Raw genomic sequence first — 23583 nt, forward strand, 5'->3', positions numbered from 1 at the left:
CAGCACGGCTTCAGGAAATGGCGACAGTGCACGCGTAGACTGCCTGCACGAGCCGTTGCGCGGGCATTTGGCCGCGCGCGGTGCCCATCCTGGAGTGACGCATGATTTCCGTCGCACATTGTCCCGCACGTCGAATCGGGCGCGAGCGGCCGATTCGCGTGGAGCGCGCATGAAGCACAAACGACTCTGGTTCGGTTTGACCGGCGTCGCGATCATCGGCGTGGCCATCGCGGCCGCCATCATGATCCGCCCGTCGATCGCGCCGATCGATCCGCCCGCGCGCGCATCGTTCGATCCTCGACTCGTGCGGGCCGGCGCGCGCGTGGTCGCGCTCGGCGATTGCATCGTCTGCCATACCGCGAAGGACGGCCAGCCGTTCGCCGGCGGGTTGCCGCTCGCGACGCCGTTCGGCACGATCTACGCGACCAACATCACGCCGGACGCCGATACCGGCATCGGCCGCTGGTCGCGCGAAGCCTTCGCGCGCGCCTTGCGCCGCGGCATCGCCCGCGACGGTCATCCGCTCTACCCGGCCTTCCCGTACATTCATTTCACGCGCATGTCCGACGACGACATCGCGGCCGCGTATGCGTACCTGATGACGCGCGAGCCGGTTCAGGCGAAGACGCCGAAGAACGACCTGATCTTCCCGCTCAACTTCCGCCCGCTGGTCGCGTTCTGGAACGTCCTGTTCCTGCGCGAGGGGGCGTACACGCCGGACCCGTCGCAATCCGCGCAATGGAATCGCGGCAAGGCGCTCGTCGACGGTCTCGGCCACTGCGCGTCCTGTCACTCGCCGCTGAACGCGATCGGCGGCGAACAGGCGGGCAAGGCGTTCGACGGCGGCCTCGTCGACGGCTGGGACGCGCCGCCGCTCAATATGCTCGGCAACGCGGCACGTCCGTGGACGCAGGCGCAACTGGTGACGTACCTGCGCACCGGCCGCGCGAGCGAGCATGGCGCGGCCGCCGGACCGATGCTGCCCGTCACGCGCGATCTCGCGACCGTGCCGGCGGAGGACGTCGAGGCGATCGCCGCGTACATCCTGTCGATCCAGAAACCGGGCGGCCCGCGAACTGGCGCAGTCGAAGCCGCGCGCCCGCCCAGGACGCCCGAGGGACAACGCGGTGCGGTGCTGTTCCAGGCCTCGTGCGCGCAGTGCCACGGGCCGGCGGCGCCGATGCAGTCGATCGGCGAGCGGCCGACGCTAGCGTTCAGCACGGCGGTCGCCGCCGACACGCCGCGCAATGCGATCCAGATGATGTTCAACGGCATCGGCTGGCACGGCGAGGACACGCTGAACTACATGCCGTCGTACATCGACCCGTACGACGACCGCCAGATCGCGGACCTCGCCGCCTATATCCGCGAAACGTACTCGGATCGCCCCGCTTGGAACGGCGCCGAAGCCATGGCCGCGAAGCTCAGAAAGGAGGACAGCCCGCGATGATCACCCTCACCGTCAACGGTGCGCGGCACACGCTCGACATCGATCCGTCCACGCCGCTGCTCTATGCGCTGCGCAACGACCTGCACCTGCACGGCGCGAAGTTCGGCTGCGGCCTCGGACAGTGCGGCGCCTGTACCGTGATCGTCGACGACAAGCCGATGTTCTCGTGCCTGATCCCGGTCTCGGCGGTCGGCACGCGCAGCGTCAGAACCATCGAGAGCCTCGGCACCGCCGAGCGGCCGGGCAAGCTTCAGCAGGCGTTCATCGATCACCAGGCGGCGCAGTGCGGTTATTGCATCGCGGGCATGATCATGCGCGCGCAGGCGCTGCTCGAACGCAACCCGAAACCGACCGAACGCGAACTGCGTACCCACATGGAACCGAATCTGTGCCGCTGCGGCACCCATCTGCGGATCCTGGCGGCCGTACGCCAGGTCGCGGGCCTGCCGGATCCGCAGCCGGCCGGCGCACCCGTCACGATCAGCAAAGGGCTCCGATGAACGCACCCGACGACATCGACGAAGGCCGCCGGCACTTCATGGTTTCCGGCGCGCTGTTCGTCGCGTTCAGCCTCGCGCCGGCCGCTCGCGCCGCCGCCGAGGTCGTGATCGCGGATGAAGGCGCGGCCGTCCATGTATCCGGAGCCACCGAAACGCTGGCCGGCAGCCTGAAGACCAATCCGCTGCTGGATGCGTGGATCAGGATTGCCCCCGACGGCCGGGTCACCGTGTTCACGGGCAAGGTCGAGCTCGGCACCGGCGTGCGCACCGCGTTGCTGCAGGTGGCGGCCGAGGAATTGAACATGAAGCCCGCGCTGATCACGTTCCTGACCGCCGACACCGGCGCATCGCCGGACGAAGGCCTGACCGCCGGCAGCCACACGATGGCGGACAGCGGCTCCGCGCTGCTGAACGCCGCCGCGCAGGTGCGCGGGCTGCTGGTCGACGGCGCGGCGAAGCAGTTCGGCGTCGATCCGCGCACGCTCACGGTCGCCGACGCGGTCATCAAGGCGCCGGACGGCCGCACGATGCGCTATGGCGATGCGGTCCGCATCGTCGACCTGCATCGCAACGCGACGCCGACGTCGCCACTGAAGAACCCGGCGACGTTTGCCGTGATCGGCACGTCGCTGCCGCGTGTCGACATTCCGAACAAGGTCACGGGCGGCGTCAGCTACGTGCAGGACATGGCACTGCCCGGCATGCTGCATGCGCGCGTCGTGATGCCGCCGGTGTACGACGCGAAGCTGCAGTCGTTCGACGAAGCCGCGATCCTGAAGATGCCGGGGGTCGTGCGGATCGTGCGCAACGGCAGCATGCTCGCCGTCGTCGCCCAGGGCGAATGGCAGGCGGTCGTCGCGCAGCGCGCGCTGGCCGCCGGCAGCCGCTGGTCGGCGGGCCGCGCGTTGCCGGATCGCGCGACGGTCCATGCAGACCTGAAGCGCATCGCCACGCAGGACATCGAGATCGCCAACACGCATGCGGCCACCGCGCCGGCGGCGAAGACGCTGAGCGCCACGTTCCGGAAGAACTACCTGCTGCACGGCTCGATCGGGCCGTCCTGTTCGGTCGCGCATCTCGAGAACGGCACGCTGACCGTGTGGACCCACTCGCAAGGCGTGTATCCGCTGCGCGACGCGCTCGCCGAGATGCTGTCGATGCCGAAGGCGGCGATCCGCTGCATTCACATGGAGGGCTCCGGCTGCTACGGGCACAACGGCGCGGACGATGCGGCCGCGCATGCGGCGCTGATCGCGGCCGCGATGCCCGGCAAGCCGATTCGCGTCCAGTGGATGCGCGAACAGGAGCACACGTGGGACCACTTCACGCCGGCGATGGTCACCGAGATCAGCGCGTCGCTCGACGCCGGCGGCCGTATCGTCGACTGGAAATACGCGCTGTGGAGCAGCTCGCACAACGAACGCATCGTCAATGCCGGCCGGTTGCTGCCCGCGCGAATGCTCGAGCCGCCGTTCGTCCCCGCGCCGTCGACGCCGATGCTGCAGCCCGAGGGCGGCGGGGATCGCAATGCGATCCCGCTGTATGCGCTGCCGAACCTGCACATCGTCAACCACTTCTCGCCGACGATGCCGCTGCAGACGTCGGCCATGCGCTCGCTCGGCGCGCACACGAACATCTGGTCGATCGAAAGCTTCATGGACGAGCTCGCGCACGCGGCCGGCATCGATCCCGTCGAATTCCGGCTGCGTCACATGCAGGATCCCTGCGCGCGCCAGGTGATCCAGCTCGCCGCGACGAAATTCGGCTGGCCCCGCCCGCCGCGCGCGCGCAACCGCGGCGTGGGCTTCGCGTTCGGCAAATACAAGAACCTGATGGCCTACGTCGCGATCGCGGTCGAGATTTCGGTGGTGCCGGAAACGGGCCAGGTGACGCTCGATCACGCGGAAGTCGCCGTCGACGCGGGCCAGATCGTGTCGCCGGACGGCATCCGCAACCAGATCGAGGGGGGCATCGTGCAGGCCGCCAGCTGGTCGCTGTACGAGGCGCTGAACTACGATACGCAGCGCATCCGCAGCTTCGACTGGAGCAGCTATCCGATCCTGCGTTTCCCGGCAGCGCCGCAAGGCGTGAAGGTGCACCTGATCAACCGTCCCGGCGCACCGTTTCTCGGCGCGGCCGAAGCGTCGATGGGGCCGACCGCCGGCGCGCTCGCCAACGCGATCTTCGACGCGACCGGCCAGCGCCCGCGCGACATGCCGTTTGCCGGCGAAGGGCTCAGGCAACGCATCGACGCCTAGCGTCGTCACACCACCGATCGCGCCGGCACGAACCGGCGCCGACACTCGACAGGCTGGAGATTTCTGAACGATGGATACCTTGCTTTCGATGCGCGTGTTTACGCGCATCGTCGAAACGGGCAGTTTCACGCGTGCGTCGGATACGACCGGGCTCACCACGCCGCGCGTGTCCGCGCTGCTGAGCACGCTCGAACAGCATCTCGGCTGCCGGCTGCTGAACCGCACGACCCGCCGCATCTCGCTGACCGAGGACGGGCAGGCTTACTACGAACGCTGCGTCGGCGTGCTGCGCGAAATCGACGACATGGAAGCGGCGGTTTCGCAGGCGCGCAACGTGCCGCGCGGCCGCCTGAAAGTGAACCTGCCGCCGGCCATGGCCAAGCAGATCATGGTGCCGGCGCTGCCCGAATTTCTCGCCGCCCATCCGAACATCTCGATCGAACTCGGCGTGACCGATCGCCAGATCGACCTCGTCGGCGAAGGCGTCGATTGCGTGGTGCGCATCGGCGCGCTCGACGACTCGGGCATGATCGCGAAACGGATCGGCAGCCTGACCACCTGCACGTGCGCGGCCCCCGCGTATCTCGAGCGCTGCGGCGCGCCCGAAACGGTCGACGATCTCGCGCAGCATGTCGCGGTCAGCCACATCTCGGCCGATACCGGCCGGCCGCGGTCGTGGGATTTCGTCGTCGACGGCGAAACGCGCATCGTGCAGATGTGCGGCACGGTCGCGGTCAACGACGCCGATACCTACATCGAGTGCGGCGTCGCGGGCATCGGCCTGATCAAGACGTCGCTCTACCTGGTCGAGCCGTATCTGAAATCGGGACGGCTGCACGAGGTGCTGACCGATTTCAACACGCCGCCCCGGCCGATCTCGATCCTGTATCCGCCCAATCGGCACACGCCCGTCAAGCTCAAGATCTTCGTCGACTGGCTGGCGGGCCTGTTCGCGCGGATTCCGACGCTGCAGGGCGAGCGCGGCTGAACGCGGCCACCGGCGATCCTGCCCGGACGCGCAACGCGCGCCGCCGCCCCGACCGCTTGCACGGCCTCGACACGGCCTGCGCCTCCGCCTCCGCCTTCGCCTTCGCCGCCGCACAGCGGCGCCGGTGCCCGCGGGCATGCCACGCCTTTGCGCGGAACGCAATGCTCGATTGCGCGACGGACGTATTCCGCTGTGATCGCTCGATCAATAGTCTTGACGGCAATGCGGCGTGCCCGGCGCGCCGCTTGCGGAATCGCCACGCGCCGCCCGGCACACAGGCGCCCGACATCTCGTTCAAGGAGTCCACCATGTCTTCCCTGCTCAGCACCTACGATCTGCGCGGCCTGCCGCTTCCCAACCGCGTCGTGATGGGGCCGATGACGCGTTCACGCGCGCCGGCGCGCGGCCAGCCGACCGCGCTCATGGCCGAGTATTACGCGCAGCGCGCGTCCGCCGGCCTGATCGTCACCGAGGCGACCAACGTCAGCCACGCGTCCGCGGCATTCGAACTGACGCCCGGGCTCGTCACCGACGCGCAGGCGGCCGGCTGGCAGCAGGTCACGGACGCGGTCCATGCGAACGGCGGCCACATCTTCGCGCAGCTGTGGCACGGCGGCCGCGTCAGCTCGCTGACGCTGCTCGGCGGCGACGCGCCGCTGTCGCCGTCCGGCATCAACGACGACCTCGAGCATTTGCAGGTGTGGGCGCAGTTGCAGAACGGCTACTACACGAAGATCCACGCGACGCCGTCGCGCGCGATGACGACGGACGAAGTCGCCGCGGCGGTCGATGAATTCCGCCGCGCGGCCGCCCGCGCGATGGCGGCCGGCTTCGACGGCGTCGAGATCCACGCGGCCAACGGGTACCTGCCGCACCAGTTCCTGTCGTCGACGCTGAACCGCCGCGACGACCGCTACGGCGGCTCGGTCGCGAACCGCGCGCGCTTCCTCGAGGAGATCGTCGATGCGGTCGGCGGCGTGATGCCGATCAGCCGCGTGGGCGTGCGCATCTCGCCGTACGCGCACTACAACAACGTGCGCGACGCCGATCCGGATGCGACGTACGCGTACGTCGGCCGCATGCTGGACGAAGCGGGTGTCGCCTACCTGCACGCGGCGGACACCAACGGCTGGAGCGGTGAGCCCGACCTGCCGCGCATCGTCGGGAACGCGCGCAAGACGTTCGGCGGCACGCTGATCGTCAACGGCGGCATCGCGCCGGACGCCGCGAACGCGCTGATCGATGCGGGCGACGCCGATCTCGTCGCATTCGCGCGCGCCTACATCGCGAACCCGGATCTGGTCGAGCGCATCGCCATGCATGCGCCGCTCGCCGCGCCGCGGTCGGTCGGCTGGTATGGCGGCGACCGCGCGGGATACGTCGACTATGCACGGCACGGCGCGGCGGAACCGGCCGCCTGAACCCGGCAGCGACGCGGCGGCCCGGCGCAATGACCGTCTGGACATGCCGGCCGCGACAGAAGCCGGCCGTCGCTTCGCCATCGCGCCGTCAGGCGTCGTTCCAGCGCGCACCCAGCACGCGTCCGCAGAAATTCGGCCGACGGAAATCCGGGTCGGCCCGCTCGAGCACGTCGGCGCTCCACGTGCCGAACGTCGATGCGGGCCGGTGCGCGACGCCGCGCGCGACCGCATCGAGGAACGCCGCGCCGAACCCGTCGCCGCGCGGGTACGCGGCGAGCAGCGCGCGGCGCTCGTCGATGGAATACGCGTCGACGGCCGCGGCCATCAGGTCCGTCGCGACCGCGGACGACAGCGCACGCGCCAGCGGCGACACACGTGCGGCCACGGCGGGCGTCGTATGCAGCGCGATGGCGCGCCATACGTCGTCGCACAGGTGCGGCGGCGTCCGGTGCCGCAGCAGGAAAGCGTGCGCGGCATCGGCGCTGTCGAGTTCGTAGCGCGCGCTCGAGCGGCAATAGGCGGTGCTCAGGCCCATGTTCGCGTACATCGCGGCCACGTACAGCGCGTCGGCATCGCACGTCTCGCTCGCGCGGCGCGCGGCGAGCGACGCGAGGACGAACACCCGGCAAGCGTGATCGGTGAGCACGCGCGGCAGCGACGCGCTCGCGGCTTCGGCGGCCTCGATCGCGATCGGCGTGCGCGGAATGCGCACGCCGGCGACTTCGTCGTCGGCCGGTGCGCACGTGTGCGCAGCATTCATGTTGTCTCCTGGTGCCCCGTGCCGGGGCCGGAAGGTTGTTAATTCTTCGCCCGGCACGCGTCGAGGTAGCCACCACACATGCCGACATCCATCGTCTAGCAGGCCGCGCCGACGCAGCCGAAGGCGTTGCACGGCTCGACGAATCCCGTTGCGGCCGCCTGCAGACACCGCGCGAGACGGCGCCCGTATTCGCGCGCGAAACCGGTCTCGCGGCCGCCATCGGCCGCGACGCGCGGCTGCGCCGACGCAGCCGGGTGCCGCCGGCCGCTGCCGCCGAATTCGGCCACGGGCGACCATGCCGGACTCACCGGCAGCGGCGGCGGCGCCAGCGGCGCGAATTCGTCGTCCGCGTGCACGACCTTGCCGTCGACGATCGTCAGGACCGACGACAGGTGCTTGATGCGCGCCTCGTCGATCGTGAAGTAATCGTCCGTCAGCACCGCGAAATCCGCATACCGGCCAGGTACCAGCGCGCCCTTGCAATCGTCCTCGTTCGAGAACCACGCGCTGCCGACCGTATAGCGCCGCAGCGCCTCCATCCGGCTCAGCCGGTTGCCTTCCGGGTAGAGCACGGTGCCGCCGACCGTGCGCCCGGACACCATCCAGTACAGCGACACGAACGGGTTGTAGCTCGCGATGCGCGTCGCATCGGAGCCGGCACCGACCGGCAGGCCGGCCGCCAGCATCGCGCGGATCGGCGGCGTGCGCGTGGCGGCTTGCGCGCCATAGCGCGCGATGAAGTACTCGCCCTGGAACGCCATCCGGTGCTGGACCGTCACGCCGCCGCCGAGCGCCGCGATGCGCGCGATGTTCGCATCCGAAATCGTCTCGCAATGATCGAAGAACCAGCGCAGGCCGTCGAACGGCACGTCGCGGTTCACGGCTTCGAGCACGTTCAGGAAGCGGCCGATCGATTCGTCGTAGGTCGCATGCAGCCTGAACGGCCAGCGCCGCGTGACCAGCAGCCGGACGACCGCGGTCAGCTCCGCCTCGAGCACGTCGGGCAGGTCCGGGCGCGGTTCGAGGAAATTGCCGAAATCGGCTGCGGAAACCACCAGCAGTTCGCCGGCGCCGTTCATCCGCAGGAACGCGTCGCCGTCGCCGGGCTGCGCCAGCGTCATCCAGCGCGCATAGTCGTCGATCTCGCGCCCCGCATGCTGCGCGAACAGGCTGTACGCGATGCGCACCGTCATTTCGCCGCGCTCGGCGAGCGCCATGATCGCGGCGTAATCGTCCGGATAGGCCTGGAAATCGCCGCCGGCGTCGATCGCGCTGGTCACGCCGAGGCGGTTCAGTTCGCGCATGAAGTGCCGGATCGAATTCATCTGCTCGTCGAAACCGAGCTTGGGGCCCTGCTCGAGCGCCGCATGCAGGATGGCCATGTCCGGGCGCGCGATCAGCATGCCGGTCGGCCTGCCGGCACGATCGCGCTGGAGCTCGCCGCCGGGCGGATCGGACGTGTCGCGGCCATAACCGATCGCGCGCAGCGCGGCCGCGTTCAGGAGCGCGCTGTCGCCCAGATGCATCACGAAGACCGGCGTGTCGGGTGCGATCGCGTTGAGTTCGGCCACCGTCGGCCCGCGCTTTTCCGCGAACTGGAATTCGGTCCAGCCGCCGACGACGCGCACCCACTGCGGCGCAGGCGTGCGCAGCACCTGGCGACGCAGCATGCAGAGCGCCTCGGCCAGCGTCGACACGCCGTCCCAGCGCAGTTCCAGGTTGAAATTCAGGCCGCCGCGGATCACGTGCAAGTGCGAGTCGTTCAGCCCCGGGATCACGGTGCGGCCGTTCAGGTCGATGTGAAGCGTGTCGTCGTGCGCGTGGCGCATGACCTCGTGTCCGCTGCCGGCCGCGAGAATCCGGCCGTCCTTCACCGCGAGCGCGGTCACGAACGACTGCCTGTCGTCCTGCGTCGCGATCTTGCCGTTGTAGACGATGAGGTCCGCCGACTCCGCGGATTGCGTCGCTCTAAGCACCGTCAGCCTCCCCGCTCGCACCGCCGGCCGGCATGCGACCGCGCGCGGCATGCCTGCGGTTTGACGTTACACGGACCATCCACCCTCCCTTGAATGTTGAACGATCGGACAGACGGATGGCCGCGGCGCGCGGGCGTGTCCCGCGCGGTCCGCGCGCGCCGTCATGCCGCCGATTGCATCGTGTCGGCCAGCGCGTGCCGCATGCGCGCATCGCCCGCCGGCTGCATCGTCTCCGGGCGGATGAAGCACTTCACCCGCGCCAGGCGGCGCACGTCGAACGCGCGCGATTGCGGATCGATGGGCGCGGACAGGCTGGCCACCAGCGACGACGCCTGCCCGATACGCCCGCGCTCGATCAGATGATCGGCGAGATCGAGCGTGGCGCGCAGCGCCCACATGGCCGCGCCCTGCCCGTTCGCGGCATGGATCGCCATCAGGAGATGCCGGTGCCCGTCCGCATCGCATGCGATCGCGCGCTCGGCGTCGGCCGTGCGTGCCTGTTCGAGCATCGCCAGCCCCCTGACCCGCAGCAGTTCCGGCACGAACAGATGCTCGCCTCGCGCGCGGCAGCACGCGAGCATCGCGTCGAGCTTCGCGCGGGCCTCCGCGGCACGACCCGTGCGCGTCAGCCCTTCCGCATACGCGACCATCAGCGGCGCGAGCAGGCGCCGGAATCCGCTCGCCTCGATGCGTCGCAGCGCGGGCTCGAGCCGCGCCATCCCGGCGCCGGGATGGCCGGCCTGCATGTCGAACTGTCCCGCGAGACATTCCGCGTGGCTGAGCCAGATGTCGAACCCGTTCGCCTCGGCGGTCGATCGCAGCGTCGCGAGATAGTCGGAGATCACGTCGTGATCGCCATATCGCAACGCGATCGGCACGGCCGCGGCGCCGAGCACGATGCACGACGCCAGCGCCGACCCGCTGCGGCGCGCGGATTCGACCGCCTGCGCACAGAGCCGCATCGCCTGTTCCGGATCGCCCTGCATCCAGACGAGCCGCGCCAGCATCGTCCGGCCGAGCGTCGCCACGTCGACGCCGAGCGCCGCCACCGCGCAAGGCGGTTCGCCCGTTTCGGCCAGCTCGGCCGTCGCCGCCTCCAGCCGCTCGCGCGCCTGCGCATGCTCGCCGAAGTAATGCAGCGAAGTCGCGACCATCGCGTTTGCCAGCACCCGTTGCGACCGGTCGCCGCGCCGCTGGGCGGCCCGCTCGAAGCGCATCGCATAGCGCAGCGATTCGTGAATCTCGGCGCGCGTCAGCATCGTGTTCCACAGCCCGACCAGCGCGCACGCGTCGAATGCGTCGTCGCCGACCCGCCCGGCGAGACCGAGCGTGCGCTCCCACATCGCGGCGACCGTCTGCGTATCGCCGTCCGTATGCAGAAGCGCCGACGCGTAGGCCGCGCGCAAGCGCATCTCGCGCACCGCATCGACGGCCCCGAGCGCGCCGGCATCGATCGCATCGAGCGCACGCCTCGCCGGTATCGAACAGTCGCGCATGCGCGCCGGTTCCCGCAACGCGCGCGCCAAGGCGTCGGCTTCCGGGACGGGCGGCTCGACCGCCGTGGCCGCGGGCCCGGGCGCGCTGGCCACGCGCGCGGCGTGCGCGCGAGCCGACGCGCGGGCTTCCGCTTGCGCGTGTTCATGACGTGCATGACGCTCGGCGATGCGGTCGAACTCGCCCTCGTTGTGCAATTTCTCGAGGGCGTACGCACGGGTCGATTCGGTCAGGCGGTAGCGCGCCTGCGTGCCGTTGAACTCGACGGTCACCAGCGACTTGGCGACCAGTTCGCCGAGCACCGTGGTCATGTCGGCGGCAGACATGGCGGGATCCATCGCGACGTCGCGGGCGGCATCGAACGTGAACGGGCCGACGAAGCACGCCATCCGGCGAAACAGCGCACGCGCGGCCGGATCCAGCAGCACGTAGCTCCAGTCGAACGTCGCGCGCAGCGTCTGATGGCGCGGCAACGCGGAACGCAGCCCGCCCGTCAGCAGGTTCAGCCGGTCGTCGAGACGCGACGCGACGACCTCGAGCCCGAGCGTCGCCACGCGCGCGGCAGCCAGTTCGATGGCGAGCGGCAGCCCGTCGAGCCGCCGGCAGATATCGCCGATCAGCCGGATGCCGGCCGCGTCGACCACGCAATCGGGCGTGGCCGCGCGAATGCGCGCCAGAAACAGCTCGACGGCCGCATGACGCGCGATCTCGTCGACCGTGGCAGCGCCGTCGGGCACCGCCAGCGGACTCACGCGAAACACGGTTTCGATCGAGATATGAAGGGGTTCGCGACTCGTCACGAGCACCCGCAGCGGTGCGGCGCGCGCCGTCAGCGACTCGACGAGGTCGGCAACCAGGTCGACGACGTGCTCCGCGTTGTCGAGCACGAGCAGGTCGCGCGAAACGGCGAATGCCGCGCCGATCCGGTCGACGGCCGGCACGCCGTCCGTCTCGAGCCCCAGCTCGGCGGCAATCGCCAGCAGCACGTCGTCGCGCGACGTGGCGCGCGCCAGTTCCACGAACAGCACGCGCTCGCCGGTCCGGCCGCGCAGCGCGTGCGCGACCCGGTCGGCCAGGCTCGTCTTGCCGATGCCCCCCGCGCCGACGAGCGTGACGACCGGCACACGGTCGATCATGTCGACGATCTGCTCGAGCTCGGCCCGGCGTCCGACGAACGGGGTCGGATCTGCCGCGTCGGCATCCCGTGCCGCGGCATCCCGTGCCGCGGCATCCCGTGCCGCGGCAGCCGGGTGCGGCGCCACCGCGTGCGCGACGGGCGGATTCGCGATCAGCAGGTACCCGCGGCCCGGGACGGTCTTGATCAGGTCGCGGCTCGCGCCGAGCGCCTTGCGCAACGTTGCGACATGCACCTGCAGCCGGTTTTCCTCGACGATCAGGCCGGGCCAGACGGCATCCATGATGTCGTCCTTCGACACGACGGAACCGTTGGCGCGATGCAGTACTTCCAGTATGTCGAGCGCGCGCGCGCCAATACGCAGCGACGCGCCGTGGCGGCGAATGTCCCGCTGCTCGAAATCCACCGATAAAGCCCCGATCTGGATCATGGCGCCTCCAGGTTCCCCACGATGACCGCCGTGTGAACGCAGCAGATCACCGGCGGGAGTCCGCACCCGGCCTGCCCTTCAGGCGGGTTCAAAGTCTCTAAGAAGTGGGCCGAGTGTATACGTGGCATTTCCGGAAATCTTGAAGGAAAATGCGCTGTCGCCCCGCGCCGGCCACCAGGCACGGCGCGAATGCGGATCGGGCGATATCATTCGCAATCGCGTGTGTGCGTGCCGATCGTGCCCCGGCACCGCGCGCAACGGTCCGCTGCAAGCATTTCGTCAAGCAGCGGACATTTGTTCAAGTTATCGTCGGCCTATCGGGCCCGCCGTATGTACCGGACGCAAGGGCGCTCGCCCGGCGTCCGACTCCGAAGGATTTTCCGACATGCCCCATCCCCTCGCCGCGCCACCGCCGGCACCGCCGAAAGACACGCTCGGATGCATCTCGAGCCTGCTCGCCAAGGATATTGAAAGGTCCACGGGCGGCCTGACGCTCCACCGCAAATGCATGCGCGACGAACAGTTCGAGCGCATCGAGATGGCGGCCAGCGATCGCGGCTTCCTGGTCGGCGTGTCGCTGAATGGCGGCCACCGCCGCACGATCTACCGCGGATCCGGCCAATCCGAGCGATGGTTTCAGCCCCACTCCATCTACGTTCGCGACTTTTCGCGGCATTTTCGCGCCGACCTGTACGGCAAGTTCGATTTCGTCCTCGTCGAGCTGTCGCAGCGCTACCTGGACGACCTCGGCCGCGAGCACGACGGCATGGAAATCGGCGGCCTGAGTTGCGCGCCCGACGTGCAGGACGCCGTGCTGGGCCATCTCGCGCACGCGGTCGCCGACAGCCTCGACGGGCCCGGCGCGCTGAACGCGCTGTTCGTCGAGCAGATGGGGCTCGCGATCGGCACGCATCTGGCCCGCCGTTACGGCCATGCGCGCGCGCCTGACCTGGAGCGCAAGGGCATCCTGTCGCCGGCCAAGGTCGCGCTCGCGCAGGAGCTTCTGATGGAGAAGGCGAACCTCGGCGTGTCGATCGAGGAAGTCGCGCACGAATGCGATCTGTCGCGCGGCTATTTCATCCGTGCGTTCTCGCGGACGACCGGACGCACACCGCATCAATGGCTGCTGGAACAGCGCGTGATCCGCGCCCGCCAGCTGATCGAGACGACCGACATGACGCTCGCGGAGATCGCGGGCGTCTGCGGCTTCGCGGACCAGAGCCACCTGAACCGCGTCTTCGCGCGCATCGTCGGCCATCCGCCCGGCGCATGGCGGCGCGGCATGTCGCGCTGAGCCGCCCGCGCCGACGGCCGGTTCACGCACGCTTGCAGCGGCACTTGAATCGTTCTGAAGACTGGCACCCGGTGCGATCCATGCCGTCGGCCGGACGATAGAATGCGAGCGGCATGCAACGCATCGTTGCGGCACGCATCAAGACGACGACATGGACAAATTCTCCGCGCTGCGCGCGTTCGTGGAAGTAGCGGAAGCCGGCGGCTTCTCCCGCGCGGGGCGGCGCCTCGATCTCGCGGCTTCGTCGGTGGTGCGTGCGGTGGACGCACTCGAGGCGTCGCTCGGCACCGTGCTGCTGAACCGCACGACGCGCCAGGTCACGTTGTCCGATGCCGGCTCCGTCTACTACGCACGGGCGAAGCGGCTGCTGGAGGAGCTCGCGGAGGCCGACGCACTCGTCGCCGATCGCGGTGACGAGCCGTCCGGCCCGCTGCGCGTGTCCGTGCCGGTCGCGTACGGCGTGCGCCGCATCGCACCGCACGTCGCCGCATTCCTCGCGCGCCATCCGAAGCTCGACGTGGATCTGCAACTCACCGACGAACGCGTCGATCTCGTCGCGGGGCGGATCGACGTCGCGATCCGGCTCGGCGAGGCGGCACCGTCCGCGGAGGTCGTCGCGCGCCCGCTCGGCACGTTCCAGCGCTACGTCGTCGCGAGCCCCGACTATCTCGATGCGCACGGCACGCCGTCGACGCCCGGCGAGCTGGGCGAGCACACGTGCCTGCGCTTTCATTTCGGCGGCGACCAGCAGGCCTGGTCGTTCGCCGATGCGCATGGCGCGACGAAGGTGTTCGTCGCGGGGCGATTCAAATCGAACCACAGCGAGGTGTTGCGCGAGGCCGCACTCGGCGGCGCCGGCATCGCGCTGCTGCCCGACTGGCTCGTCGACGCCGACCTCCGGTCGGGCCGCCTGCGCAGGCTCTTCGAGCAGTACGACGTCACGCCCGATACGGCCCGCTCGGTCGTCACCGCGCTCTACCTGCCGAATCAGCGCGGCTCGAAGCGCGTCACGGCGTTCATGGATTTTGTCGAGGCGCTGGCTCGCGCGCCGCACTGAATCGCACGGCGCGCCGCGTTACCAGCCGAACTTGGCCTCCATGCCGACATAGTCGGCATTGCGCGCGCCGAGCGCGCGGATCGAGTCGGCGATCTGGAAGTGCACGGCCTCGACGGCCAGCGCCACGTTCGCATTCACGAGCCAGTCCACCCGCGCCTGCGCATACATGCCCGTCCACGCGCCGCCCTTGCCGGCCGTGCCGGGCACGGCCGACATCCCCTGTCCGTAGATCGCGTCGGCCGTCGTCGCACGCCACTGGAAACCGACCGCGGTCAGCACCGTCACGTTGCTGGCCGGCTTGAACGTCAGCGACGGCTTCACATGAATCAGGTTGCTGTAGCCCGTGTAGCCGGCGAGCGTGAAGTAATAGCCGTTCGGGAACAGCGGATTGAAGGTGCCCATGCGCCCGTCGCCGGGATGCGTGTCGCCCGACGCGCCATCGACCTGGATGCCGATGCGCGGCGCGCCCGGCATCTGGGTGAACGTGTAGCCGGCCAGCGTGCCGAACGCCCATGCCCCGATCGTGTCCGGTCCGATGTGCCCCGTCTGCAGCATCGCCTCGGCGTCCCAGTCCAGCTGCCCCGACTTGCCCGCGTAGCGCACGTCGAACACGTCGCGCCGTTCGGTGCCGGCCCCGGCAAGATAGCGTGCGTTGTCGCGCGTATAGCGCGACCAGTAGGCCGACAGGTCGCCGGGCCCCACGCCGGATCGCTCGACGCGCACGCCGTCGAATCTCAGGTGACGGTTCGACACGTCGTCGAACACCGCGTCGTTGCGATATTGCACCGGGCGCGTCACATAGCCGATCAGCCGCCACTTGCCGATTTCGTAATCGGCCCACAGGGCGTCGAACGCCTGACGCACGTTGGGCCCGTCGCGCACCGACACGAAGCGCTGCAAGTCGAACGCCATCTCCTGCCGGCCGATGCGGGTCTTGAACGTGCCGCCGCCCAGCTGGTCGACATACGCGACGAACGCCTGTTCGATGTCGAACTGGTCGCGATCGACCGACCCGACCGTATCCTTGCCGAACGGCCGCGCATCCTCGAACTGGACGAACGCCTGGAAATGCCCGGCATAGCGCAGGTCCGCGTGGACGTTCGTGCGCTGGATCACGTAATGATCGTCATGCGCGGCGCCGAGCCCGAACAGCGGTGCGTTGTTCAGCTCGAAGCGCTCGCGCAGGTTCGCGCCGAGCGACAGGTACGTCGACGGGTCGCCGCCCAGCGGGATGTACTTCAGCGCATCGAGCGGCTTGCGCGGCACGCACGGATTCGCGAGTACCGACCAGTCTTCCTGCCAGCGGTTGAACAGCACGGTGGGCCGCTTCGCGGTACACGCCGTGCCGTCGGCCGAGGACGGCGCCGATGACGCGTCGGCACCGGCCGCCGTACCGGCATACGTCGCGGCGCCCGCCGCCAGCATGGCGGCCGGCAACATGCCGCGCCACGCGCGTTTCCTCGGCGGGTGTCCCATCACTTCGACCGCGCGTGGATCTCGGCGACATAGCCGCCCGGGAACTGCACGAGCGCCGCGTCGCGGCCGTCCGACGTGAAGGTCGGCACCAGCACGGTCACGCCGGCCGCCTGCGCCTGCTTCAGCGTCGTGGCGAGATCGGACACTTCGTAGCCCGTCATCTCGCGGCCGAACGGGTAAGGCAGATGGCCATCCGTCGCGAGCACGGTCATCTTGCCGAAGCCCGATTCGATGCGGATGCGGCGGTACGTATCGTTCGGCCGGCCGATCTCGACGCCCGGCGCGTGGCGCACGTCCGACACGACCTTGCCGCGCGAGAACGCGACGAAATCGTGCACCAGCTTGTTCGCGCTTTCCGGCGACACGTACACCCGGTTCTCCGGCACCGTCTGCAGCGCGTCGTAATGCGGCGCCTCGGTGTGCCAGTACAGCTGCATGTTCACGCCGCCGGGCCAGCGGACGATCGCGTCGCGGCCGATCGGGTCCGGGAACGTGTCGACGATCACATCCGCGCCGTGCGCGCGCGCCGATTTCACCGCGACGTCCATGTCGGTGACGAGATAGCCGGTGCGCTCGTCACAGAACGGGTACGGGATCGGCGTCTTGAAGCCGAATACCGAAACCGTGCCGACCGGCGTGAGCACGAGCTGCGACATCGTCTGGCTCGGCGTCGGCGTGACCTGGAACACGCCCTGCTTCGACTTCTTGCCGCCGAACGTCGCGACGAAGCTGTCGGTAAAGCGGTCGAAATCTTCCGGCGCGACGCAGACGTGCGTCGTATCGTATTGCGGGCCGACCGCGACGGCCGGCACCCGCCCGGACGCGGAATCGACCAGGCGCGTCGTATCGGCATGGGCCGGCGCGGTCGCCAGCAATGCGCCGAACACGGCGGTCGTCATCAATACCTGTCGCAACTTCGGGGCAATCATCGAGTTCTCCTTGAGCTTGCCGACTGGCGCGCGGCCCGTGCGGCGGTACGTCAGCAAGACTAGAGAAGATGAGCCTTAAAGTCATGGCGGCATCCTGAATTATTCTGAATGTGCGCGACGCCGCCGATCACGCGCGCCGTCACGCCGGGCTCGGCAAACCCAGCCGCCAGCTCAGGTTGCCGCGCGCGCGCGCCTCGCAGCGCGTGTGGAAGAAATCCGTCAGGTAGATGCGCGGACGTTCGAGCAGCCCGCGCAGAATCGTCCGTTCATGGCGGTCGTATGCCCGGTCGTCGAGATCGGGGCGCTCCGCCCGCAGGCGCCGGCCATCTTCGCGAAATCGGCTGCGGGACGCGCCGAGCGCGGCCAGGTCGATGTCGCACACGAAGCGGGTATCCGGTTCCGCGGCGATCCCCGCGTGGGTCGTCGCGAGGATCATCGCGCAGATCGGGTCGCTCGCGCGGATTCGCCCCCGCGCCTGGTGCCGGAACCAGTCCGCGCTGCGCTGCTCGTTGTCTTGCGCGCCCGGCACGAAAATCACGTCATGGAACCAGAGCGCGAGCTCGACGGCGTCCGGCTCGGCAATCGCGCCGCGCGCCAGGTCGAGATGACGCAGGCATCGCCGGACATGCAGGAGCGTATGGTAATGGCGCGCCGGCTCCGCATAGCATTGCGCGAGCATGCGATAGACCTCCTCGGCATGCATCCCGCCGCTGCACGACCACAACGCGACGAACCGCGCCTGCGTCCGGTTCACGTTCGCTCCTTGGCCCGGGACGGCTGCGCCTGCGCGCCCCATGCCGACATTACCGCGATGCGCTCAGAGAAATTCCCTGCGAATGTCGATACTCGACCGCTGTCCGATGTTGCCGTAGTGATGCGCGAGCCACGCATCCGCCTCGCGTCGCCCGTGGTCGTGCAGCTCGCTCAGAAAGCCCCAATCCGCGTTGTACTTGCTCGATACGCTCAACGCGCTCAGCGCGTCGTCGGCGCGAATCGAATGGATCAGCATTTCCTTCATCTCGCCGCGTTGTATCGTGCCTTGCTGGATCAGGTCGGTGACGAACGCGATGGCGCGCATCTCGCGCATCAGCGACGAATTGAAACTGATCTCGCTGATGCGGTTGAGAATCTCCGCGGCCGTGATCGGGACGCCGCGGCGCACGAGCGGATTGATGTGCACGATCACGACGTCGCGCGTCGCGCAGTTGTAGATGAGCGGATAGATGGCTGGATTGCCCATGTACCCGCCATCCCAGTAGAACTCGCCATCGATCGAGACCGCCTGGAACAGTGTCGGCACGCATGCGGAGGCAAGCACCGCGTCCGCACTGACGTCCTCTCCCGTGAAGAGGCGTATTTTCCCCGTCTCGACGTTGGTCGCGCACACGTACAGCCGGATCGGACAGTGCTTGCGCAGCGCGTCGAAATCGACCTGGCTCTCGAGCACCTCGCGCAGCGGATTCAGGTTGTTCGGATTGAACTGATAGGGCGAGAAAACGCGCAGCATCATGTCGGCGAATGCATAGAGCGGCGAATGATCGAGCCCGAAGCTGTGCGTGCCCTTCAGCCAGGGGGCCCAGCGCAGCGGGTTGTAGCGCTCCGCCGAATGCGCGACCGCGCGCCAGAAGTCGTGCAGGGCCTGACGCGCACCGTCTTCGCCGCCCTTTTGCATCCCGTAGGCGAGCACGGTGGCGTTCATCGCGCCGGCACTGGTGGCACTGACGCCTTCGATTTCGAGCCGGCCGTCCTCGAGCATCCGGTCGAGCACGCCCCAGGTGAAGGCGCCGTGCATGCCGCCGCCCTGCAATGCGAGCGCGATCGGTTTGCGCGGGACATCGTTGCGGCGTCTCGTGTGCGTGGTTGTCATGCCCGTCTCCTCGGCGCGCCGCGCATGCGGCGCAGCGGCAGGTCATGGAACGCACGTCGTCACGCGTTACATCGCCGTGCGCCGTCGTTCCCTTCATCCCGTGCGCGCGTCCAATTCATCCAGCAGCGCTTTCGCCTCGCGCAGGTCGCGTGTATCGAAGCCTTCCGTGAAGCAGCCGACCACCTCGGACAGCGCTTGCCTTGCCTCTGCAACCTTCCCCTGCCGTTGCCATAGCCGCGCCAGGTCCGACGCCGCCCGCAATTCGAGCGATCGGGCACCCTGCCGGCGTGCGCTTGCGATCGCCCTTTGAAAGTCATCGACAGCTTCGTCGTCACCTTCGGGTGCCGTGCCTTGCTTGCCTGCGCCGCCAGCCAGATGGATTCCCGAGAGCCGGTACAACTCGGCCTCGTAGCAATGCTCGCCGGATTTCTCGACGATCGCCATCGCCTCGTCCAGCCTGTCCCGTGCCGCGCGCTCGTCGCCCGCGCGCCAGTAACTGTCGGCGAGCAACGCGAGAGAATACGGCCGCAGGTCTTCGCCGCCGGCGGCCCGCAGCGCATCGAGGCCCAGCCGCATCTGCGCAATGCCGTCCTGGATGTTTCCCTGTGCGCTCGTCGCCCAGCCGCGCAGGAGCGTCCCCCATGCGAGCCAGTAAGGCAATCCGTGCTCGGCCGATACGGCGATGACCGCATCCGCACGCTCGCCGGCACGCACCGGCTCCCTGCGCAGCAGATGCAAGTGGGCCGCGTAGGTCAGGCCGAACGCCAGGGACGGCCCGTAGGAAAGACCCTGCGCGAGCGCGAGTGCCTCGCCGCTGCGTTTGAGCGCTTGTTCCGGATATCCCTGAAACCACAACGTCAACGCGAGGTAGCTGAGCGCCCGAATGCCGGGATCCACCCCGTGTGTGAAGACGTGCGCCTGATGCTGCTTCGGATCGTAGATCGCGAGGGCCTCTTCCAGACTCGCGCGAGCCGCGCCGAAATCGCCCTGCAGAAACAGGCACCCGCCCAGTGCGCTATGGGCCTCCACGAGCAGGCCCGGGTCATTCGCCTCCCGCGCCGTATCGAGCATCTGCTTGCCCAGCGCGCTCGCGATCGCATACTCGCCGCGCACCACATGGTGTATCCGCAATCCCAGCTGCGTCGCGAAGCGTTGCGATACCTCGCCCGTCCGCTCGCACAATTCGAGCGCGCGCCGGTAGGTCTCGCCCACCTCCGTCGAGCCATACCCGCGCACATCCATCAGGACCGGGCCGAGGGAAAGCAGCAGCGCCAGTTCCCAATGCGCACGCATGGGTGTGTCCGGCAAGCGCTTCAGCAGCGCAAGCGCCGCGCCGAGGTGATTCATGGCATCGTGATGGGCCGCATGGCGCAATGCCTGCTGGGCCGCACGATGCAGGTATTCGACTGCCTTGGGAATGTTGCCGCTCTGGCTGTAGTGGTGCGCCAGTTCGCTGCAGTAATCGGCGATGCGCGTCGGGAACAGCACCTCGATCGCCTGCGCGGTGCGCTCGTGCAGCGTGGTACGCCGCTCCGTGAGCAACGAGCGCCCGGCCACTTCCTGGGTCAGCGCGTGCTTGAACGAATAATTGACTTCGGGAAAGGCGGGGCGCTCGTAGATGAACTCCGCCGCTTCCAGATGCGCGAGCAGGCGCCGCAGTTCATCGTCCCGCGCCGGCTCCTCGCCGCAAATCCGCCGGATCAGGCTGAACGGAAACTCGTGACCGATCACCGCGAGTGCCTGCAGCAGTTCCTTTTCCTCGATCGGCAGCCGGTCGATCCGGGCGGCGAGCACACCCTGCACCGTGGTCGGAATGTGCAGCGTCGCGGGCGTCTCCACGATACGATAGCGCCCGGCATCGCCGAGCAGCGACCGCTCCTCGACGAGCGTCTGGACCACTTCCTCCATGAAGAACGGGTTGCCCTCCGTCTTCTCCAGAATGAGCTGCTTCAGGGGCACGAGCGAGCGGTCCTCGCCGAGCAGCGCCGCCAGCAGCCCTTGCGCATCGGCGGGGCCGAGCGGTTCGAGCCGCAGTGTGCTCCAATGCGCGGCGTGCGCCCACGCGGGCCGATACTCGGGCCGGTAGTTCACCAGAAGCAGGATGCGTGCGTCCGGCACGTGGTCGATCAGGTCGGTGAGGAAGGCCTCCGTTTCGCGGTCCAGCCATTGCAGATCCTCGAACAGCAGATGGACCGGCTGGTTCCGGCTCTCTCGCACGAACAGCTGCCTGATCGCGTCGAAGGTACGCTCGCGCCGGATCTGCGGATCCATCTCGACGAGTACCGGCCCGCCTTCGCCGATGCCAAGCAGATAGAGGACGTACGGCACGAGGTCCTCGAAACCGCGCTCGAGCGCGAGCGCCTTGCCGATGACCTTTTCCCGGCAGCGCCGCTCGTCGTCCTGCGCCGTGATCTGGAAATAATTCTTCAGGAGTTCGATGAGCGGCAGATTGGGAAACGCCTTGCCGTGCGAGACCGAGAACGTCTCCAGCACCAGCGCCCCGCGCCGCGAACGCTCCTTGAACTCGTGGAAAAGACGGGACTTGCCGACGCCGGCCTCGCCCACGACGCCGACCACGCGCCCGTGCCCGGCCCTCATGGTCTCCAGCGCCCGGTTCAGGTGTTCCATCTCCGTTTCGCGACCGACGAACCGCGCGAGACCGCGGTGCGCCGCCAGTTGCAGGCGCGTGCGCAACGCGCCCAGGCCCAGCACCTCGTAGACGCACAGCGGCGCGGGAACGCCCTTGAGCTGCGTCGCCCCCAGCGCCTTGAACTCGAAATAGCCTTCGGCCAGCTTGTGGGTGGACTCGCTGACGAGAATCGACGTCGGTGCGGCGATGCCCTCGATCCGCGACGCGATGTGGATCGTATGCCCGAGCGGATCGTAATCGGTGTGCAAGTCGTCGGTGCGGATCGAACGGACGACCACCTCGCCCGTGTGAACGCCGACGCGAATCTGCAGCGGAATGCCTTCCTGCAGACGAATGCGGTCGCCATGCTGCCGCATCGCCTGCTGCATGCGCAGTGCGGCGAAGAGCGCGCGCTGCGCATGGTCTTCGTGGGCGATCGGTGCACCGAACAGCGCGAGGATGCCGTCACCGAGCGACTTGGCGACGTACCCTTCGTAGTAATGCACCGCTTCCATCATCAGCTCGACCACGGGCACGATCAGGCGATGCGCGACCTCGGGATCGAGATCGTGGATCAACGCGGTCGACCCGGCCATGTCGGCAAACAGCGCGGTCACGGTCTTGCGCTCGCCGGCGGGCTCGCCGCGCGCTTCCATGGCCGCGTGTTCGGCACGGATCCGCTCGGCAAGATGATCGGGGGTGTAGTGAATCGGGGTGGGTGACGGCGCCTGCCCCGAGGGTCGAGACAATGGCGGCGCAGCGGCAGGCGCCGCCAGCGACGTCCCGCAATGGCTGCAGAAGCGGGCCGCGGGCTCCGCCTCGTGCCCGCAACGCGGACACGTGCGGGACAGCACGGCCTGACATTCCTGGCAGAACCTCGCACCGGGAGGGTTCTCGGATCCGCAGATTGTGCAGCGCATAAAACCCTCTTCCAGCCAAGGGTCGATCTCAAAACATTATGCGCCACTCTCCCCGCGGAATCAGGCCGGCAAGCCGATCATTCCCGCTACTCGACATTGTCCGAAACGTCCGTCATCCGGATCATGTGCGGCTTGACACCCTCGTCGTCCGCCGCCGCTTCCTTCGGATGGATCAGCGCTTCGAGCCGCGCCTTCGTCGCAATGAATTCGGGCGTATTGACCTGCGAGTATTCCCGCGGCCGCGCCACCGGCACCTCGATCAGTTCCTGGACGCCCCCCGGGTTCGCCTTCAGCACGAGAATCCGGTCCGCCAGGAAAATCGCCTCGTCGAGATCGTGCGTGATGAACAGGATCGTCACGTCGATATTGCGCCAGATGTCGAGCAGGTGTGTCTGCATCCGCGCGCGCGTCTGCGCGTCGAGCGCGCCGAACGGCTCGTCCATCAGCAGGATGCGCGGACGGTTCGCGAGCGCGCGGGCGATCGCCACGCGCTGCTTCATGCCGCCCGATAGCTGATGCGGATACACATCGGCGAAACGCGTCAGCCCGACCAGATCGAGCCATTGCAGCGCCTCGCGTTCAGCCTCGCCGCTGCTGCTGCCGTTCATCCGCAGTCCGAACATCACGTTCTTCTTCACGGTGAGCCACGGAAACAGCGTATAGCCCTGGAACACCATCCCGCGATCGGCGCCCGGCCCCTGCACGGGCTTGCCGTCCAGCAGCACCTCGCCGCTCGTCTGCGCGTCGAGTCCCGCCAGGATGCGGATCAGCGTCGACTTGCCGCAGCCGGACGGTCCGATCACGCACACGAACTCGCGACGGTGGGTACGGAAACTGATGTCGTCGAGCGCGACGCACTCGCCTTGCGGCGTCGCGAAACGCTTGCCGACATGGCGCACGTCGAGTATCACGTCGCGGGATTTCAGTCGCGCGAAGCGTTCGCGCACCGCGTCGGATTGAATCAGGTAATCGGGAACGGCTTGCGGATTCTGCATGATG

The 23583-nt window shown here is 68.5% G+C and carries 16 protein-coding genes; 7 read left to right on the forward strand and 9 right to left on the reverse strand.

Translation table 11 applies throughout. The features are described from left to right. The first annotated feature begins 169 nt into the window (after positions 1-169). The 5 genes from DIE06_RS33165 to DIE06_RS33185 all read left to right on the forward strand — a co-directional run bounded on the left by DIE06_RS33165 (position 170) and on the right by DIE06_RS33185 (position 6617). Positions 170-1450, forward strand: a complete 1281-nt coding sequence (locus DIE06_RS33165; protein ID WP_124665053.1) for a cytochrome c — start codon at positions 170-172, stop codon at positions 1448-1450. Then, entirely contained in the window at positions 1447-1950 is a 504-nt protein-coding gene (locus DIE06_RS33170) for a (2Fe-2S)-binding protein (RefSeq protein WP_124665054.1), read from the forward strand. Before DIE06_RS33165 ends, DIE06_RS33170 begins: the two co-directional genes overlap by 4 nt. Beyond that, positions 1947-4208 carry a molybdopterin cofactor-binding domain-containing protein gene (locus tag DIE06_RS33175; protein ID WP_124665055.1) on the forward strand — a complete coding sequence of 754 codons (2262 nt, stop codon included), beginning with the start codon at positions 1947-1949 and terminating at the stop codon, positions 4206-4208. Before DIE06_RS33170 ends, DIE06_RS33175 begins: the two co-directional genes overlap by 4 nt. A 70-nt stretch (positions 4209-4278) precedes the next feature. After that, complete coding sequence (locus DIE06_RS33180; RefSeq protein WP_124665056.1) at positions 4279-5196, forward strand: LysR family transcriptional regulator; 918 nt, start codon at positions 4279-4281, stop codon at positions 5194-5196. A 308-nt stretch (positions 5197-5504) separates the two neighbouring features. Then, positions 5505-6617 carry an alkene reductase gene (locus DIE06_RS33185; RefSeq protein WP_124665057.1) on the forward strand — a complete coding sequence of 371 codons (1113 nt, stop codon included), beginning with the start codon at positions 5505-5507 and terminating at the stop codon, positions 6615-6617. Positions 6618-6705: 88 nt separating this feature from the next. Here the strand turns inward: DIE06_RS33185 and DIE06_RS33190 are convergent, their stop codons facing one another. The 3 genes from DIE06_RS33190 to DIE06_RS33200 all read right to left on the reverse strand — a co-directional run bounded on the left by DIE06_RS33190 (position 6706) and on the right by DIE06_RS33200 (position 12412). Then, a complete protein-coding gene (locus tag DIE06_RS33190; protein WP_124665058.1) occupies positions 6706-7377 on the reverse strand; it encodes a phosphohydrolase in 672 nt (223 codons plus the stop codon). A gap of 95 nt (positions 7378-7472) precedes the next feature. Next, positions 7473-9404, reverse strand: coding sequence for an amidohydrolase (locus DIE06_RS33195; protein WP_260433859.1), 1932 nt, complete (start codon positions 9402-9404; stop codon positions 7473-7475). A 110-nt stretch (positions 9405-9514) separates the two neighbouring features. Next, on the reverse strand, positions 9515-12412 hold the full coding sequence (locus tag DIE06_RS33200) for a winged helix-turn-helix domain-containing protein (protein ID WP_124665059.1): 2898 nt from the start codon (positions 12410-12412) through the stop codon (positions 9515-9517). 385 nt (positions 12413-12797) lie between these two features. Between DIE06_RS33200 and DIE06_RS33205 the strand changes: the two genes are divergently transcribed. Together DIE06_RS33205 and DIE06_RS33210 are read left to right on the forward strand one after the other, a co-directional pair. Then, positions 12798-13706, forward strand: a complete 909-nt coding sequence (locus DIE06_RS33205) for a helix-turn-helix domain-containing protein (protein ID WP_124665072.1) — start codon at positions 12798-12800, stop codon at positions 13704-13706. A gap of 151 nt (positions 13707-13857) precedes the next feature. Beyond that, the gene (locus tag DIE06_RS33210; RefSeq protein WP_124665060.1) at positions 13858-14763 is read left to right on the forward strand and encodes a LysR family transcriptional regulator; all 906 of its coding nucleotides are present in this window, start codon (positions 13858-13860) and stop codon (positions 14761-14763) included. 18 nt (positions 14764-14781) lie between these two features. Here the strand turns inward: DIE06_RS33210 and DIE06_RS33215 are convergent, their stop codons facing one another. The 6 genes from DIE06_RS33215 to DIE06_RS33240 all read right to left on the reverse strand — a co-directional run bounded on the left by DIE06_RS33215 (position 14782) and on the right by DIE06_RS33240 (position 23579). Continuing rightward, entirely contained in the window at positions 14782-16239 is a 1458-nt protein-coding gene (locus DIE06_RS33215) for an alginate export family protein (protein WP_124665061.1), read from the reverse strand. After that, positions 16239-17168 (reverse strand): glyoxalase, encoded by a 930-nt coding sequence (locus tag DIE06_RS33220; RefSeq protein WP_124665062.1) that lies wholly within the window; start codon positions 17166-17168, stop codon positions 16239-16241. Before DIE06_RS33220 ends, DIE06_RS33215 begins: the two co-directional genes overlap by 1 nt. A 139-nt stretch (positions 17169-17307) precedes the next feature. Then, positions 17308-17847, reverse strand: a complete 540-nt coding sequence (locus DIE06_RS33225; RefSeq protein WP_185733539.1) for a hypothetical protein — start codon at positions 17845-17847, stop codon at positions 17308-17310. Positions 17848-17985: 138 nt separating this feature from the next. Continuing rightward, positions 17986-19035, reverse strand: coding sequence for a patatin-like phospholipase family protein (locus DIE06_RS33230; RefSeq protein WP_124665064.1), 1050 nt, complete (start codon positions 19033-19035; stop codon positions 17986-17988). 93 nt (positions 19036-19128) lie between these two features. Further along, positions 19129-22584, reverse strand: coding sequence for an adenylate/guanylate cyclase domain-containing protein (locus DIE06_RS33235; RefSeq protein ID WP_124665065.1), 3456 nt, complete (start codon positions 22582-22584; stop codon positions 19129-19131). A gap of 86 nt (positions 22585-22670) precedes the next feature. Beyond that, on the reverse strand, positions 22671-23579 hold the full coding sequence (locus DIE06_RS33240) for an ABC transporter ATP-binding protein (RefSeq protein ID WP_124665066.1): 909 nt from the start codon (positions 23577-23579) through the stop codon (positions 22671-22673). Positions 23580-23583 lie beyond the last annotated feature (4 nt).

It is taken from the genome of Burkholderia sp. Bp8998 (genome assembly GCF_003854235.1).
In the GTDB taxonomy this organism is placed as follows: domain Bacteria; phylum Pseudomonadota; class Gammaproteobacteria; order Burkholderiales; family Burkholderiaceae; genus Burkholderia.